General features: G+C 71.0%; 15 protein-coding genes. 9 read left to right on the forward strand and 6 right to left on the reverse strand.

Features of this window, described 5'->3' with window-relative positions; all coding sequences use genetic code 11:
- Positions 1–63: 63 nt before the first annotated feature.
- Entirely contained in the window at positions 64–963 is a 900-nt protein-coding gene (locus tag MT346_RS15070) for an SDR family oxidoreductase (RefSeq protein WP_243563912.1), read from the forward strand.
- A 31-nt stretch (positions 964–994) separates the two neighbouring features.
- Here MT346_RS15070 and MT346_RS15075 read toward each other — a convergent pair whose 3' ends face one another.
- Both MT346_RS15075 and MT346_RS15080 read right to left on the reverse strand, forming a co-directional pair.
- Complete coding sequence (locus MT346_RS15075; protein WP_243563913.1) at positions 995–1216, reverse strand: hypothetical protein; 222 nt, start codon at positions 1214–1216, stop codon at positions 995–997.
- Positions 1213–2355 (reverse strand): MFS transporter, encoded by a 1143-nt coding sequence (locus tag MT346_RS15080; RefSeq protein ID WP_243563914.1) that lies wholly within the window; start codon positions 2353–2355, stop codon positions 1213–1215. The genes MT346_RS15075 and MT346_RS15080 overlap by 4 nt, the downstream gene beginning before the upstream one ends.
- 23 nt (positions 2356–2378) lie before the next feature.
- Between MT346_RS15080 and MT346_RS15085 the strand changes: the two genes are divergently transcribed.
- Positions 2379–2951 (forward strand): TetR/AcrR family transcriptional regulator, encoded by a 573-nt coding sequence (locus MT346_RS15085; RefSeq protein WP_243563915.1) that lies wholly within the window; start codon positions 2379–2381, stop codon positions 2949–2951.
- Positions 2952–3007: 56 nt separating this feature from the next.
- Here the strand turns inward: MT346_RS15085 and MT346_RS15090 are convergent, their stop codons facing one another.
- Positions 3008–3847: an NAD-dependent epimerase/dehydratase family protein gene (locus MT346_RS15090; RefSeq protein WP_243563916.1), complete on the reverse strand. Its 840-nt coding sequence runs from the start codon at positions 3845–3847 to the stop codon at positions 3008–3010.
- 133 nt (positions 3848–3980) lie between these two features.
- Between MT346_RS15090 and MT346_RS15095 the strand changes: the two genes are divergently transcribed.
- Positions 3981–4253 carry an alpha/beta fold hydrolase gene (locus MT346_RS15095; RefSeq protein WP_243563917.1) on the forward strand — a complete coding sequence of 91 codons (273 nt, stop codon included), beginning with the start codon at positions 3981–3983 and terminating at the stop codon, positions 4251–4253.
- A 4-nt stretch (positions 4254–4257) separates the two neighbouring features.
- On the opposite strand, the gene ppk2 is transcribed toward MT346_RS15095, so the two are convergent.
- Positions 4258–5169: a polyphosphate kinase 2 gene (gene ppk2 / locus MT346_RS15100; protein ID WP_243563918.1), complete on the reverse strand. Its 912-nt coding sequence runs from the start codon at positions 5167–5169 to the stop codon at positions 4258–4260.
- A gap of 132 nt (positions 5170–5301) precedes the next feature.
- Here ppk2 and MT346_RS15105 point away from each other — a divergent pair, with 132 nt between their 5' ends.
- Positions 5302–7719, forward strand: coding sequence for an excinuclease ABC subunit UvrA (locus MT346_RS15105; protein ID WP_243563919.1), 2418 nt, complete (start codon positions 5302–5304; stop codon positions 7717–7719).
- 95 nt (positions 7720–7814) lie between these two features.
- Entirely contained in the window at positions 7815–8801 is a 987-nt protein-coding gene (locus MT346_RS15110; RefSeq protein WP_243563920.1) for an aldo/keto reductase, read from the forward strand.
- A 148-nt stretch (positions 8802–8949) separates the two neighbouring features.
- Here MT346_RS15110 and MT346_RS15115 read toward each other — a convergent pair whose 3' ends face one another.
- Complete coding sequence (locus tag MT346_RS15115) at positions 8950–10308, reverse strand: 6-phospho-beta-glucosidase (protein ID WP_243563921.1); 1359 nt, start codon at positions 10306–10308, stop codon at positions 8950–8952.
- On the reverse strand, positions 10305–11084 hold the full coding sequence (locus MT346_RS15120; protein WP_243563922.1) for a DeoR/GlpR family DNA-binding transcription regulator: 780 nt from the start codon (positions 11082–11084) through the stop codon (positions 10305–10307). The genes MT346_RS15115 and MT346_RS15120 overlap by 4 nt, the downstream gene beginning before the upstream one ends.
- A 198-nt stretch (positions 11085–11282) precedes the next feature.
- On the opposite strand from MT346_RS15120, the gene MT346_RS15125 reads away from it, so the two are divergent.
- The 4 genes from MT346_RS15125 (at position 11283) to MT346_RS15140 (ending at position 15448) form a co-directional block, all read left to right on the forward strand.
- Positions 11283–12236: a carbohydrate kinase family protein gene (locus tag MT346_RS15125; RefSeq protein ID WP_243563923.1), complete on the forward strand. Its 954-nt coding sequence runs from the start codon at positions 11283–11285 to the stop codon at positions 12234–12236.
- Between the two features lie 62 nt (positions 12237–12298).
- Entirely contained in the window at positions 12299–13657 is a 1359-nt protein-coding gene (locus MT346_RS15130; protein ID WP_243563924.1) for an extracellular solute-binding protein, read from the forward strand.
- A 13-nt stretch (positions 13658–13670) separates the two neighbouring features.
- Entirely contained in the window at positions 13671–14627 is a 957-nt protein-coding gene (locus MT346_RS15135) for a carbohydrate ABC transporter permease (RefSeq protein ID WP_243563925.1), read from the forward strand.
- The gene (locus MT346_RS15140) at positions 14624–15448 is read left to right on the forward strand and encodes a carbohydrate ABC transporter permease (protein ID WP_243563926.1); all 825 of its coding nucleotides are present in this window, start codon (positions 14624–14626) and stop codon (positions 15446–15448) included. Before MT346_RS15135 ends, MT346_RS15140 begins: the two co-directional genes overlap by 4 nt.
- Positions 15449–15458: the final 10 nt, after the last annotated feature.

The raw sequence follows: 15458 nt of genomic DNA on the forward strand, positions 1-15458 counted from the left end.
GTCCAGGACACCCCGGGTTGCATGGTCGGCGAACGACGAGCACCGACAGAACCGGAGACCCTGATGCCCACGGACCAGTACGAGTTCGGCGACCCCCGGTCGCGCTACCCGAACGTCAGCCCCCGGCCGCAGACGCAGGCCGAGCCGGGCCTCCAGTCCCGGATGACGCCGGTACCGGACCTGGGTGAGTCGAGCTACCGCGGGACCGGCCGGCTCGCCGGCCGCAAGGCCCTGATCACCGGAGCCGACTCCGGCATCGGCGGGGCCGTCGCGATCGCGTTCGCGCGCGAGGGCGCGGACGTTGCGCTCGCGTACCTGCCGGAGGAACAGTCGGACGCCGACCACGTCATCGAGCAGGTCCGCGCAGCGGGCCGCACCGCGGTCGCGATCCCCGGCGACCTGCGCGACCGCGCGTACGCCGGCCGGCTCGTCCAGGAGGCCGTGGCCGGTCTGGATGGGCTCGACGCGCTGGTGAGCGTGGCGGGCAAGCAGGTCTGGCAGCCCGACCTGCTCGACATCACCGACGAGCAGTTCGAGGCGACGTTCGACGTCAACGTCTTCGCCCTGTTCCGACTGGTCAAGGCGGCGCTGCCGCACCTGCAGCCAGGTGCCACGATCACGACGACCGCGTCGATGGAGGCGTACAAGCCCGCGCCCGACCGGCTGGACTACGCGGCGACCAAGGGCGCGATCAACAACTTCTCGAAGGGGCTCTCGCAGCTGCTGGTGGAGCGTGGGATCCGCGTGAACGTCGTCGCGCCGGGGCCGACCTGGTCGGTGCTGCAGGTGACCGGCGGGGTCGACCCGGAGTCGCTGCCCGAGTTCGGAAGCAGCGAGTCACCGATGGGTCGCGCCGGGCAGCCCGCCGAGCTGGCGCCGGCGTACGTGTTCCTGGCGTCGCAGGAGTCGAGCTTCGTCGCGGGCGAGACGCTCAACGTGAACGGCGGCATGGTCACGCCGTAGCCGGCGGATGCCACACCGTGCGCGGTCGTCCTCAGGGACGGCCGCGCTCCGTGCGCTTGGTCCAGATCAGGAACGTGATGTGCCCGAGCAGCGCGATGCCGAAGAACACGAGCGCGACGGCCCACACGCGGGCGAGCTTCGGGTCCCCGACGGCCAGCAGCACGATGCACGTCACCACCGCGGCGGACAACACGCCGACCTGGATCGTCGACCAGAGGGTCCGCCACTTCGGCTGCTGCGGTTGGGGGTTCACGGGGCCCCATTCTGCCGCACCCTGGCCGTGGGGATCCCCGCGACGGCGACGAGCGCGGCGCCGAGCATCGTGAGCAGCGCACCGACGTGGTCGAGGACGCCACCGGCGGCGGCCGCACCGACCGCCTGACCGAGCACCAGCGTGACGAAGAGCATCGACGTGCCGGACGGTGCGTGCTCGGGTGCGAGACTGCTCGTCCAGGCGATGAGCACGCCCGTGGCGGCCGTGTAGCCCCATCCGAACACCAGGCACGCGATGAATGCGACCGGCACGACGGCGGCACCGACGCCCAGTCCGACCGTGCCGAGCGCGACGGCGAGGACCGTGATCGCCCACGCCGTCCGCACCGGCCGCGCACCGAGCCACCGCGCCGTCAGCACCACCGCAGCTCCCCCGAGCCCCAACGCGATCCACGCCACCACCGAGGCCGTCCCACCCGCCCCCGCATCCACCACGACGGCACGACCGAGGTTCCAGACGGCAGCGGACCCGGCGCCGAGCAGGAGCGCCGCCACCAGCAGTCCGCCGTGCTGACGGAACCAGGCCGCTGGTGGCAGCGCGGTGTTCCCGCGCGGACCGGACCGCGCGCCACGGTCCGTGACGAGCACCGCCGCGCCGGTCAGGACGGCACAGACCGCGCTGACCAGCCACGCCGTCCGCCAGTCCGGCAGCAGCACGAGGGCCAGGACACCGGCAGCGACGAGTCCCGCACCAGTGCCGCTGTTCACGATCGTCTGCGCACGTCCGGCATCGCGAGCGGGGACGCCGCGTGCGACGATCCGCACCAGTGCGGGCGAGGCCAGACCCGCCCCGGCCGACGCCAGCACGGCCGACGCGCCGAACACCGCGGCAGAGGGACTCACCGCGACTCCGAGCGCGCCGAGCGCCGCCGTGCCCGCGGCGAGCACCACGAGCGTGCGTGGGGAGCGGGCAGCGGCGAGGAACCCGGTCACCGCGCCGACGCAGTACAGCAGCGAGGCACCGGCCGAGATGGAACCCGCGGCCACTGCATCCACGGCGAGGTCGGCACGGACGTCCGGCAGCACCAGGCCGTACGCCAGTCGCACGAGTCCGTAGGTGACGGCGATGAGTGCGGTCCCAGCAACGACGAGGGGCAGATTCGAAAACGATCGTTTCACTTCTCGGAGTCTAGGGTGCTGCCATGGCGATGCGTGCAGGAACCCAGCGGAAGCTGCTCGACGCCGCCGAGGACCTGTTCTTCGCGCACGGCATCGCCGCGACCTCGGTCGACGCCGTACTCGAGCGCGCCGGGGTGTCGTCCGCGACGCTCTACCGCGGTTTCCCGAGCAAGGAGGCCCTGGTCGCCGCCACGCTCGATCGCCGGCACCGCGACTGGCAGGACACATGGGCCGCGGCTGTCGACCGACAGGCCGACCCACTCCACCGGCTGCTGGCCGTGTTCGACGCGCTCGACGAGTTCCGCGCCCGGTCAGCAGCCTCGCGCTGGTGTGCCTTCCTGGGAACCGCGTCGGAGTACGCCGAGGCGCCGAGCGAGATCCGCGTGGTGCTCGACGCCGAGACCGACGGCCTGCGTACCCGGCTGACGACCCTGGCCGCACCGATCGTCGGTGCGGCGGCAGCAGCGCGGGTCGGCGAACAGCTCACCCTCGTGGTGTCCGGCACGCTGGCGATGCGGCTGCGTGACCCCGGGTACGACACGACCGTCGCGCGCACGGTGACCCGACAGCTCCTCGACGCCGCCCGCGAGCGCTGACTCGGCTCAGGTCGACGCGACGCGACGCGACGCGACGCGACGCGCTGCGCTGCGCTTCAGGCGTAGCGGGTGCCCTCGCCGGCGATGACCGCCCGGTACCCCTGACGGTAGGTCGGGTACGCGAAGGTGAAGCCCGTCGAGCGGAGCAGCGCGTTCGACAGGCGCTTGTCCGGTCCCGGCGCGACCGGCTCGGTGTCCGCTTCGAGGTCGACGCCGAGTTCGTCGGCGATGAACCGCGACACCGTGTCGAGACGGACGGGTTCGTCGTCCGTACCGATCACGACCGGCGGCGGCGAGGGCACCGAGGCCAGGTGCACGAGCGCTGCGGCGGCGTCGTCGCGGTGGATGCGGTTGGTCATCCGCGAGGCGTCGGTCGTGGGAGCGAGCCGCGCCGTGCCGCTCCGGACCTGGTCGATCAGCCGCTCACGACCGGGGCCGTAGATGCCGGACAACCGCACGAGCGTGGCGCGCGGCGCGCGGGACCGCAGCAGCGCCTCGGCCTCGAGCAGGACGTCCGCCGTCGGGGTGCCACCGGTCGCCGGGGTCGCCTCGGTGACCTCGCCGTCGCCGCCGTACACGGCGGTCGAGGACACGACGAGCAGCCGGGGCGTTGCGGCGGATGCGTCGATGCCGTCGAGCACGTGGCGCAGCCCGTCGACGTAGGTCGCGCGGTACGTCTCGACGTCGCGACTGCCCGCGGCCAGGGCGACCACCACGACGTCGGTGTCGTCGTCGATCGACGGGGTGTCGCGCTGCAGGTCGGCAGTCCGGCCCTCGATGGGCGCCGGCACCAGGTCGGCCCGTCGACGGAGTCCGACCACGCGGTGCCCGGCCTCGGCGAAACGGAGTCCGGTGGCGATGCCGAGGTCGCCCGCGCCGGCGATGATGACTGTCACCGCTCGACCCTAGCGAACGTCGCGCAACGGGCGGACGCGCCGTCGCGGAACCGTGAGCCGATCCAGATGGTCCGCACGCGCTTCCATCCTGTCAGCCACTGGCACGACCGGACGCAGGGTGCGACCATCGAGCATGGCGACGGTGTCCCCCGACGGCCGCGAGCACTGGCCGGCGGTCGTGGCGAAGTCGGCCGCGATGCACGCCCACGAACCGTCGTGGACCCCGGACGACCTGGCGACCATGCTCGAATCGGTGCCGGACGCCGAACTCGCCGTCGTGCCGCGCGCCACCCACGGGCTGATCGTCGAACAGCCAGGCGTGCTGGCCGAACTCGTCCGCACGTTCCACACGACCGGACGGTCCGACGGCGTCGCACCCCGCCGCCGCGCCGCCGGACGACCGTGACCGGCTACTCCTCGAGCGCCAGGGCCTTGCCGCCACGCATCACGAGCAGCGGGTCCGGCGCGATCGCGACCGTCGGGTCCTTGCCCTCGTAGTCGAACCGCGACAGGAAGTAGCGCATCGCGTTCACCCGCGCCCGCTTCTTGTCGTTGCTCCGGACGATCGTCCACGGCGCGTACCGCTTGTCGGTGCGCTGGAACATGGCCTCTTTCGCGGCGGTGTAGTCGTCCCACACGCCCAGCGACGCGACGTCCATCGGCGAGAGCTTCCACCGGCGGACGGGGTCGAGCTGGCGGATCGCGAACCGGGTCCGCTGTTCCTTGCGGGTCACCGAGAACCAGAACTTCGTGACGTGGATGCCGGAGTCGACGAGCATCCGCTCGAACGACGGGGCCTGGTTCATGAAGGTCTCGTACTCGGCGTCGGAGCAGAAGCCCATCACACGCTCGACACCGGCGCGGTTGTACCAGGACCGGTCGAACATGACGATCTCGCCAGCGCTCGGCAGGTGCTCGACGTACCGCTGGAAGTACCACTGCCCGCGCTCGCGGTCGTTCGGCTTGGACAGGGCGACGACCCGCGACGTGCGGGGGTTGAGGTGCTCCGTGAACCGCTTGATGGTGCCGCCCTTGCCCGCGGCGTCGCGTCCCTCGAACAGGATGATCGCGCGGCGACCCTCGTCCTCGAGCCAGTACTGCAGCTTCAGCAGCTCGACCTGCAGCCGGTACTTCTCGTACTCGTACTCGTCACGGTCCATCAGCTCGTCGTAGGGGTAGTCCTCACGCCACGTGTGGATGGGGTTCCCCTGCGGGTCGATCAGTTCCGGGTCGGCGGTGTGCGCGCTGTCGACCGTGAAGCCCCGCGTCCGCAGGTCCTCGATGTACTCGCGCAGGTCGCCGACCGGCGTGCTGTCCAGCATGGTGTCTCCGTTCTCGGTGCGGCACCGGTCCGCACGTCATGATCCCAGTCTGGCCATCCCAGGTGAACGACACCCATCGGGGACGTGGACGGGTGCGAGGACACCCAGCCGGCCACGCCTAGTGTCGACAGGATGCCCTCCACCTCACCTGCGCCCGACCGTGCCCGCGACGGCTTCATCCGGGTCCGCGGTGCCCGCGAGAACAACCTGCGCGACGTCGACGTGGACGTGCCGCGCGACTGCATCGTGGCGTTCACGGGTGTGTCCGGGTCGGGCAAGTCGTCCCTGGCGTTCGGCACGGTCTTCGCCGAGGCACAGCGCCGCTTCCTGGAGTCCGTCGCGCCCTACGCCCGCCGGCTCATCGCGCAGGGCTCGACCCCGCACGTGGACTCGATCACCGGCCTGCCGCCCGCTGTCGCACTGCAGCAACGCCGCGGCGCCCCGAGCACCCGGTCCACCGTCGGCACGCTGACCACGCTGTCGAACTCGATGCGCATGCTGTTCTCGCGCGCCGGCACCTACCCCGACGGCGCCGACCGTCTGGAGTCCGACTCGTTCTCACCGAACACCGCGGCCGGGGCGTGCCCACGCTGTCACGGGCTGGGGATCGCGCACGAGGTGACCGAGGCCTCCGCCGTGCACGACGACACCCTCAGCATCCGCGACGGCGCCATCACGGCCTGGCCCGGCGCCTGGCAGGGCAAGAACCTGCGCGACGTCACCGCGGGACTGGGCCACGACATCGAGACACCGTGGCGCGACCTGCCCCGCGCCGACCGCGACTGGCTGCTGTTCACCGAGGAGCAGCCCGTCGTCGAGGTGCAGCCGAAACGGGACCGCGTCGCCAAGCCCTACAAGGGCCGGTTCTGGAGCGCCCGGCAGTACGTCCTGCACACGCTGGCCGACAGCCAGAGCGAAGCCCAACGGACCAAGGCCCTGCGCTTCGTGGAGTCCGGACCGTGCGGGCTGTGCGGGGGCACCGGCCTGACCCGAGCGGCGCTCGCCGTCACGGTCGGTGGCCACACCATCGCCGCGATGAACGGCATGCCGCTGAGCACCCTGGCCGACGTGCTCCGCCCGATCGCCGCGATCACCGACGCCGCCCCGGCCACCTCCCGCGCCACCTCCGGTGAGCACACCGAGGTCGCCGTCGCCATCTCCCGCGACCTGCTGACCCGCGTCGAGGTCCTCGCCGGACTCGGGTTGGGGTACCTGTCCCTGGACCGCGCGACCCCCACGCTGTCGCCCGGCGAGACCCAGCGGCTGCGCATTGCGACACAGTTGCGCTCCGGCCTGTTCGGCGTCGTGTACGTGCTCGACGAGCCGAGCGCCGGACTGCACCCCGCGGACGCCGAGTCGCTGGTCGAGGTGCTCGAGGACCTGCGGGCCGGCGGCAACAGCGTGTTCGTGGTCGAACACGACATGGGCATCGTCCGACGAGCCGACTGGATCGTCGACGTCGGCCCGGGTGCCGGCAGTGGCGGCGGCACCGTGCTGTACAGCGGCCCCGTCGACGGGCTCGCCGAGGTCGACGCGTCCGTCACCCGCCGGTTCCTGCAGCCCCACGTGGACGACGGGACGGTCCGGACCCCGCGTGCACCGGTCGGCACGTTGCAGCTCCGCGACGTCACGCAGCACAACCTGCACGGGCTCGACGTCGACGTGCCGCTCGGGGTGCTGACCGCCGTCACCGGGGTCAGTGGCTCGGGGAAGTCCTCGTTGGTCGGTGGCGTCCTCCCCCGCACTGCGCTCGACCACCCGCTCGTCGACCGGGTGGTGCAGGTCGACCAGAAGCCCATCGGCCGCACGCCCCGCTCGAACCTGGCCACGTACACCGGACTGTTCGACGCCGTCCGGACCACCTTCGCAGCGACCGACGCGGCCCGGGCGCGCGGGTGGACGGCCGGCCGGTTCTCGTTCAACGTCGCGGGCGGCCGCTGCGAGGTCTGCCAGGGCGAGGGCTCGGTGTCGGTCGAGCTGCTGTTCCTGCCCGGAAGCTGGGCACCCTGCCCGGAGTGCCACGGCTCGCGCTACAACGACGAGACGCTCCAGGTGCGCTGGGACGGTGCGTCGATCGCCGACGTGCTCGGCATGACCGTCGACCAGGCTGCCCCGTTCCTGGCGTCCGTGCCCGCAGCCGCACGTGCGCTCGACGCCCTGCAGCAGGTCGGCCTCGGGTACCTGCGCCTCGGGCAGCCCGCTCCGGAACTGTCGGGCGGCGAGGCGCAGCGCATCAAGCTCGCGACCGAACTTCAGCGCGCCCGGACCGGACACACGCTGTACCTGCTCGACGAGCCGACCACCGGGTTGCACCCCGCCGACGTCGAGCTGCTCACCGAACAGCTGGCCCGGCTGACCGACGCGGGCAACACGGTCGTGGTCGTCGAGCACGCGATGGACGTCGTCGCGAACGCGGACCACGTCATCGACATGGGCCCGGGTGGCGGCGAGGACGGCGGCAGGGTCGTCGCCTCCGGGACCCCGACCGAGGTCGCGGCGTCCGCGGCGAGCCGGACGGCCCCGTACCTGCGCGAGCAGCTGGGGCGCTGACCGCGCACCGCGGTGGGGTGTTCCGCGGGTACACCCGTCCCGACGCGCGGCGTCCGTACGGTGGGGACCACACCACCTCGACGACGGGAGCACGCATGCACACCAGGACACTCGGACAGGGGCTGCAGGTCTCGGCGATCGGCCTCGGCGCGATGGGCATGTCGCAGAGCTACGGCCCGAACCCCGGCGACCGCTCCGCGATGATCGACGTGCTGCGGTACGCCGTGGAGTCCGGCGTCACCTTCATCGACACCGCCGAGGTGTACGGCCCGCACGACAACGAGGAACTCGTCGGCGAGGCCATCGCCCCGATCCGCGACCGCGTGGTCCTGGCGACGAAGTTCGGCTTCGACATCGTCGACGGGCGCTCCGTCGGCGTCGACTCACGACCGGAGCACATCCGGCAGGCAGCCGAAGGGTCGCTCCGACGGCTCGGGGTCGAGAAGATCGACCTGCTGTACCAGCACCGGGTCGACCCGGACGTCCCGATCGAGGACGTCGCCGGCACGGTCGGCGAACTCGTCGCCGAGGGCAAGGTCGGCCACTTCGGCCTGTCCGAGGCCGCCGCGTCGACCATCCGCCGCGCGCACGCCGTGCATCCGGTCACCGCCGTGCAGAGCGAGTACTCCCTGTGGACCCGCGACCCCGAACCCGAGGTGCTGCCCGCCTGCGCCGAGCTCGGCATCGGGTTCGTCCCGTTCAGCCCGCTCGGCAAGGGGTTCCTGACCGGCACGATCGCGCCCGGGGCGTCGTTCGGCGAGGGTGAGATCCGCGGGAAGGTCCCCCGGTTCCAGGCCGAGAACCTCGCTGCGAACCAGGCACTCATCGACGCCGTGCGCGAGCTCGCGGCCGCACGCGACGCCACGCCGGGACAGGTCGCGCTGGCGTGGCTGCTCGCGCAGCACCCGTTCATCGTGCCGATCCCCGGGACGCGCCGGACCGAGCGCATCGACGAGAACGCCGGTGCGACGGCCGTCGCGCTGTCCGCCGACGACGTCGCGGCGCTCGACGGACTCGCCGAGCGCGTCGGCGTCGCCGGTGACCGCTACGACGCGGCCGGCCTGGCGGCCGTCAACCGCTGACAGGACGGACGGAAGGCCCGGTGCCAGCTGGCACCGGGCCTCCAGTCAGATCGCGCACGGTCGGTCGAATCGCGCGTTGCCGGTCGGATCTTCCGCCCCACCACGCGCGATCCGACATTTCATCGCGCGCGTGATGGGAACGAACGCGCTACTTCGTCAGGACCGCCGCCACCTCGGGGATGCGGTCGACGTACCCGCGCACCAGGTCGCGGGCGACACTGACGCTGTCGACCAGCGGGTGCAACGCGAACGCCTTGAGCGCCTCGTCCTTCGAGCCGGTCAGGGCCGCGGCGATCGTGTGGCGCTCGACGGCCTTGACCTGCGACATCAGCCCGATCTGGTGCAGGTCGGGCTGGTCCGTCGACATCGGGTGCACGCCGTTCGCGTCGACCATCGTCGGCACCTCGACCACGGCGTCACGCGGCAGGCCAGCGATCGTGCCGTTGTTGCGCACGTTCAGGATCATCGTCTGCCGCTCGTTCCGGCTGATCGCGGCCATCACCCCGAGCGCGACGCCAGCGTACCCCTGGTGCGACGGGTCGGCCTCGCGCTCCTTGGGGTCGAGCGGCTCGTCCTGGGTGCCGCCCTTCGCCTCGGCCATGTACGACGCGCTGCGCCGCTCGACGGTCTCACGCCAGAGCTCGGCGACACCGTTGCCCGCCTGGCTGGCCCGCTCGTAGAACGCGGACTGGCTCTCGGCCAGGAAGTCGCCGCGGGTCTTGCCCGAGCCGACGATCGAGCGCACGGCGTCGCGGTTGAAGTAGTAGTAGAACAGGTACTCGTTCGGGATCGAGCCGAGCGAGCGGATCCAGTCGAGGCCGAACACGTGGCCCTCTTCCATCGCGCTCAGCCGGTCGTCGTCCGCCAGCAGCTCGGGCAGGACGTCGCGGCCGTCGTACATCACGCGGCGCATCCAGCCCAGGTGGTTCAGCCCGACGTAGTCCATCTGGACGCGCGTGTGGTCGAGCCCGAGCATGCCGGCGACGCGGCGGCCGAGGCCGGACGGGGTGTCGCAGATGCCGAGCACGCGGTCGCCCAGGACGGTCTGCATCGCCTCGGTGATGATGCCCGCGGGGTTGGTGAAGTTCATCACGTAGGCGTTCGGGGCCAGGTCGCGGATGACCTTCGCGGCCTCGACCATGACCGGGACGGTGCGGATGGCGTACGCCAGCCCGCCGGGCCCGGTGGTCTCCTGGCCGAGCACGTTCAGGTCGAGCGCGACGTGCTCGTCGCACCGACGCCCCTCGAGGCCGCCGACCCGCAGGGCGGCGAACACGTAGTCACTGCCCTCGACCGCGCGGTGCAGGTCGGTCGTGGGCTTCAGGACGGGGGCGTCCGGGAAGTCGGCGGCGAGCTCGGTCAGGATCGCGACCATCGCGTGCAGCCGGACCTCGTCAACGTCGTACAGGGCGACCTCCTCGACCCGGGGCGAGCCCTGGTCACGGAGCAGTGCCTGGTACACGTAGGGCGTGCGGAAACCGCCGCCTCCGAGGATGCAGAGCTTCATGTGGTGATGACCTCTCCGCCGGCGTTCCGGCTGTGTGCGAGTGTTTCGTCGGGGGCGCCGGTCGTGGTGATGACCACGTCGACGTCGGTCAGGGAGCAGAGACGGAGCGCGCCACTGCCGGGGAACTTGGCCTCGGACGCCAGCAGCACGACGCGGTCCGCTGCGGCGATCATCGACTGCTTGATGGGGGCCTCGACCGCCATGTTGTCCACGACGTGGCCGTTGGCCCGGACACCGGTGCACGACAGGAACAGCACGTCGGCGCTGACGTGTTCGAGTGCGGACTCGGCCAGCGAACCGACGAGCGTGCGGTAGTTGCGGCGGACGACCCCGCCCAGCAGCACCAGCCGCACCGCGTCGTCGTCGCGCAGGACGTCGAACACGGCCAGGTTGGTCGTGATCACCGTGATGTCACGGCCGCGCAGCAGTTCGGCGATCTGCGGGGTCGTCGTGCCGATGTCGAGGATGACCACCTGGCCGTCCTGCACCATCGCTGCCGCGGCCGCAGCCATCCGTCGCTTCAGGTCGAGGTCGCCCGCGGCTTCGAACGGGGTCTCGACGGGTTCGACGCCGTCGCCGTCCTGCGCGGTCTGTCGGGGCGCGAGCACGGCACCGCCCCAGGTCCGCACGAGCTCGCCGTTGCGGTCGAGCATCTCGAGGTCGCGGCGGATCGTCGCAGCGCTGACCGACAGGGCGTCGGCGAGTTCCCGCACCGACGCGGCCCCCTCGTCCCGCAGCGCCTTGATGATGCGGTTCTGCCGCTCTCGCAGGATCATGCCGTCACTGTAGCTCAACTCGCGCACACTCACGCAAGATCAAGCACATGAATGGTCGTTGTGATCAGACTTAACAAATCTGGTGCAATCGGGTAACGTCCACGCAACACGAAACACGCAGGCTTGAGCATCACCAGCGGATCCGTCCCGGAATGCGCCACCTGCGCGGGGCACGATCCGCAACGATGAGGAGAAGCCGTGACCGAGGTGAACCCGACCACCCTGCTGTTCGCCGGGGACGTGTTCTGCGACCTGGTCTTCGCCGGCGTGACCGCGCCGGAGCAGGGTGCCGAGGTCTACGCCGACGCGTTCACCGTCACCCCCGGTGGTGTGGCGAACCGCGCGGTCGCTGCCGCACGGGCCGGCGCCCCGACCACGCTGCTGAGCCGTCTCGGCGACGACGTGCTCGGTGCCCACGTGTACCGGACCCTGACCGCGGAGCCCCTGCTCGACACGAGCCTGCTCGAGGTCGTCCCCGGCCACCAGAGCTCGGTGTCCGTGGCCCTGACCGGCCCCGAGGACCGCAGCTTCATCACGTACGAGGAACACCTCGACGCCCTGACCGTCCCCGAGGGCCTGGGGCCGGTCGCCGCCACCCACGTCGGCATCGCGCGCCCCCTGCCCGCATGGGTCGCCGAACTCCGCGCCGCTGGCACCACCGTCGTCGGGGGCGTCGGGTGGGACCACACCGGCGAATGGTCCGGTGGGGTGCTCGACCGGCTCGCCGAGGTCGACGTGTTCGTGCCGAACCACGTCGAGGCGATGCGCTACACCCGCACCGACTCGGCACTCGACGCCGCCAAGGCCCTGGCCGAACGGGTGCCGCTCGCCGTCGTCACCCGCGGTGGTGACGGCGTGGTCGCGGTGGACTCCGCCAACGGGGTCGTCGTCGAGGCACCCACCATCCACGTGGACGTGGTCGACCCGACCGGCGCCGGTGACGTGTTCGTCGCGGCGTTCATGGCGGGCACCCACCACGGCTGGGACCTGGCGACCCGACTGCGATTCGCCACGGCGAGCGCCGCGTACGCCGTGACCGGGCTCGGCGGTGCCGCGAGCGCCCCACGTCCCGAGCAGCTCCGGGCGTTCCTGCGCCGGACGGCGGCGCCCGGTGACTGGTCGTTCCTGGACGCCGTCGCGCGGACCCACTGACCCACTGACGATTCCTCCCCCGCACCCTCCACCCGAAGCCCCACTCGAAGGACTGGACCACCATGAAGCACTCCAGCAAGGCGACGATGGTCATCGGCGTCGCCGCAGCACTGGCACTCGGTCTCACCGCGTGCACCCCGGGCGGATCGGCCGCACCTGCCGCGTCGCAGAGCCTGGGCCCGGTGTCCAAGGACGTCGGCTCCGGCAAGACGACCCTGACGGTGTGGGACCAGAACACCGACACCGGCATCAACGACGCGCAGCAGGAACTCAACGACGCGTTCGAGAAGGCGCACCCGAACATCACGATCAAGCGCGTCTCACGCTCGTTCGCGGACCTGAAGACGACGCTGAAGCTCGCACTGTCGGGCGACAACCCGCCGGACGTGGTGCAGGCGAACCAGGGCTACCCCGACATGGGCGCGTTCGTGAAGGCCGGGTTCCTGCGGCCGGTGGACGACTACGCCAAGCTGTACGGCTGGAACGACTACTACCCGTCCAGCCTGCTCAAGCTCAACTCGTTCTCGAGCGACGGGTCGACCTGGCAGGGAGACGACCTGTACGGCGTCTCGCAGACCGGTGAGCTCGTCGGGCTCTACTACAACAAGTCCGTGCTGCAGAAGGCCGGCATCGACAGCCCGCCGAAGACGGTCGCCGAGCTGACCGCCGACATGCAGCAGGTGAAGTCCGCCGGGTCGCTGCCGCTCAGCTACGGCGACGTCGAGAAGAGCCCGGGCATCCACCTGTACGGCCTGGTGCTCTCCGCCCTGGCCGGGCACGACGCGGTGAACGACCTGGTCGCCGGCAAGTCGGGCAGCTGGACCGGCTCCGACGAGGTCAAGGCCGCGCAGACCATCACGAACTGGGTCGACAAGGGCTACGTCACCGAGGGCGCGAACGGCGTCTCGCGCGACGACGCCGTTGCTGCGTTCGGCAAGGGCGAGTCCGCCTTCCTGATCACGGGCACCTGGTACCAGGCCACCCTCGAGGCCGCGTCCAGCGCGAAGGACATCGGCTTCACGGCACTGACCCCGGCGAGCGCGTCGAGCCCGGTCACCATGGGCGGCGAGGGGCTGGCCTGGGCCATCACCTCGAAGACGAAGAACGCGAACGCCGCGGCCGCCTACGTCGACTTCGTCACGAACGCGAAGGCCGCCGAGACGCTCGTCGACAAGGGCAACCTGCCGACCGTGGTGCCGGACGACGACACCCCCGCCTCGGGCACGATCGCGGGTGACATCACGAGCAACTACAAGGCGATCTCGTCGTCGAACAGCATCACGCCGTACCTGGACTACGCCACCCCGACGTTCTACGACACGATCACGGCGGCGATGCAGGACCTGGTCGCGGGCAAGGCGACCCCGGAGCAGTACACCAAGACGCTCCAGGACGACTACTCCGGCTTCGTGAAGAAGTAGCGAGGACTGCCACGTGACCCAGTTCACCGGAACGACGGCGGGTGCTGCCGAGCGCAGCGCCCGCCGTGGGCGGACCCGCCAGGCGACCGGCGGCGTCCGCAAGCGGCGGCGGAGCCTCGTCGCGTACCTCTACATCCTGCCGGCGTTCGTCGTGTTCGCCGTGTTCCTCGGGGTGCCGTTCCTGCAGAGCATCCAGTACTCGTTCTACGACTGGGACGGCCTGTCCGCGGCGACGTGGGCGGGGTTCTCGAACTACGTCGGCGTGTTCACGGACACGCAGCTGCGGGCGTCGTTCGGGCACGCGCTGGTGCTCATGGTGTTCTACGCCGCCGTCCCCGTCGCCGTGGCGCTGTTCCTGACGGCGCTGATCTCACGGGCGAACGGGCTGCGCGGGATGTCGTTCTTCCGCACGGTGCTGTTCCTGCCCCAGGTCATCGCGTCGGTCGTCGTCGCGACGATCTGGGTGTCGATCTACTCGGCGGACGGGCTGCTGAACGACGCGCTCCGCCTGGTCGGGCTCGGGCAGCTGGCGCAGGTGTGGCTGGGCGGGTACGACACCGCGCTGCCGGCGATCGGGTTCGTCGGCACGTGGCTGAACGTCGGGCTCTGCCTGGTGCTGTTCCTGTCCGGCGTGGGCAACATCCACCCGAGCCTGTTCGAGGCGGCCCGCATCGACGGCGCCGGGGCGGTGCGCGAGTTCTTCTCGATCACGCTCCCCTCGCTCCGCGGGCAGATCGCCGCGGCGCTGACCCTGACCGTGGTGTCGGCGCTCAAGACGTTCGACCTGGTCTACGTCACGACGAGCGGTGGACCGGGCAACTCGACGTCGGTGCCGGCGTTCGAGGCGTACAACCGGGCGTTCCAGACCGGGCAGGTCGGGTCGGCCGCCGCCGTCGCGGTGTCGCTGACCGTCGTCATCATGATCGTCACGGCCCTGATCAGCCGTCTGCAGCCGAAGGACGTCGCATGAGGATCTCCGTCCGCGAGAAGACCGTCGACTACGTCATCCTGACGCTGTTCGCGCTGTTCGCGATCATCCCGCTGATCGGGGTGCTGCTGTCGTCGGTGACGCCGTCGGCCGAGAACTCCGGTGGGTTCAGCGTGCCGACCCGGATCGACCTGGGCAACTTCGGCGCAGCCTGGAACCAGGGGCACTTCGCGTCGTACATGCTGTCGAGCGTCCTGGTGACGGTGTCGGTCGTCGTGCTCACGACCGTGCTGGCCGTATTCGCCGGGTTCGCGTTCGCCCGACTCGACTTCTTCGGCTCGAACGTCATCTTCTTCGTGATGCTGGCCGGCCTGATGCTCCCCGCCGAGGCGTTCATCATCCCGCTGTACTTCAACCTGCGCTCGGTGGGTCTGACCGACACGTACACCAGCCTGATCCTGCCGCAGACCGCGCAGTCCCTGGCCTTCGGGATCTTCTGGATGCGCAGCCAGTTCCGCAGCTTCCCCGGCGAGGTCATCGAGGCCGCACGGCTCGACGGTGCCCGCGACGTCAAGCTGCTGTGGCAGGTGATCGTGCCCGCGGCCGTCGCCCCGATCATGACGATGGCGCTGCTCATCACGATGTGGACCTGGAACGAGTTCCTGCTGCCGCTGGTCCTCATCACGAGCGAGGACCACCGCACCGCCCCGCTCGGCCTGGCCTTCTTCAAGGGTGCCCACCTGACCGACTACTCGCTGCTGTCGGCGGCCGGGGTGATCGTCGCGCTGCCGATCGTGGTCCTGTACTTCTTCCTGCAGAAGCGGTTCATCTCGGGGATGCTCGGCGGCTTCGCCGACCGCTGACGGACTGGAG

The sequence above is a fragment of the Curtobacterium sp. VKM Ac-2922 genome, assembly GCF_022815645.1.
Classification (GTDB): Bacteria; Actinomycetota; Actinomycetes; order Actinomycetales; family Microbacteriaceae; genus Curtobacterium.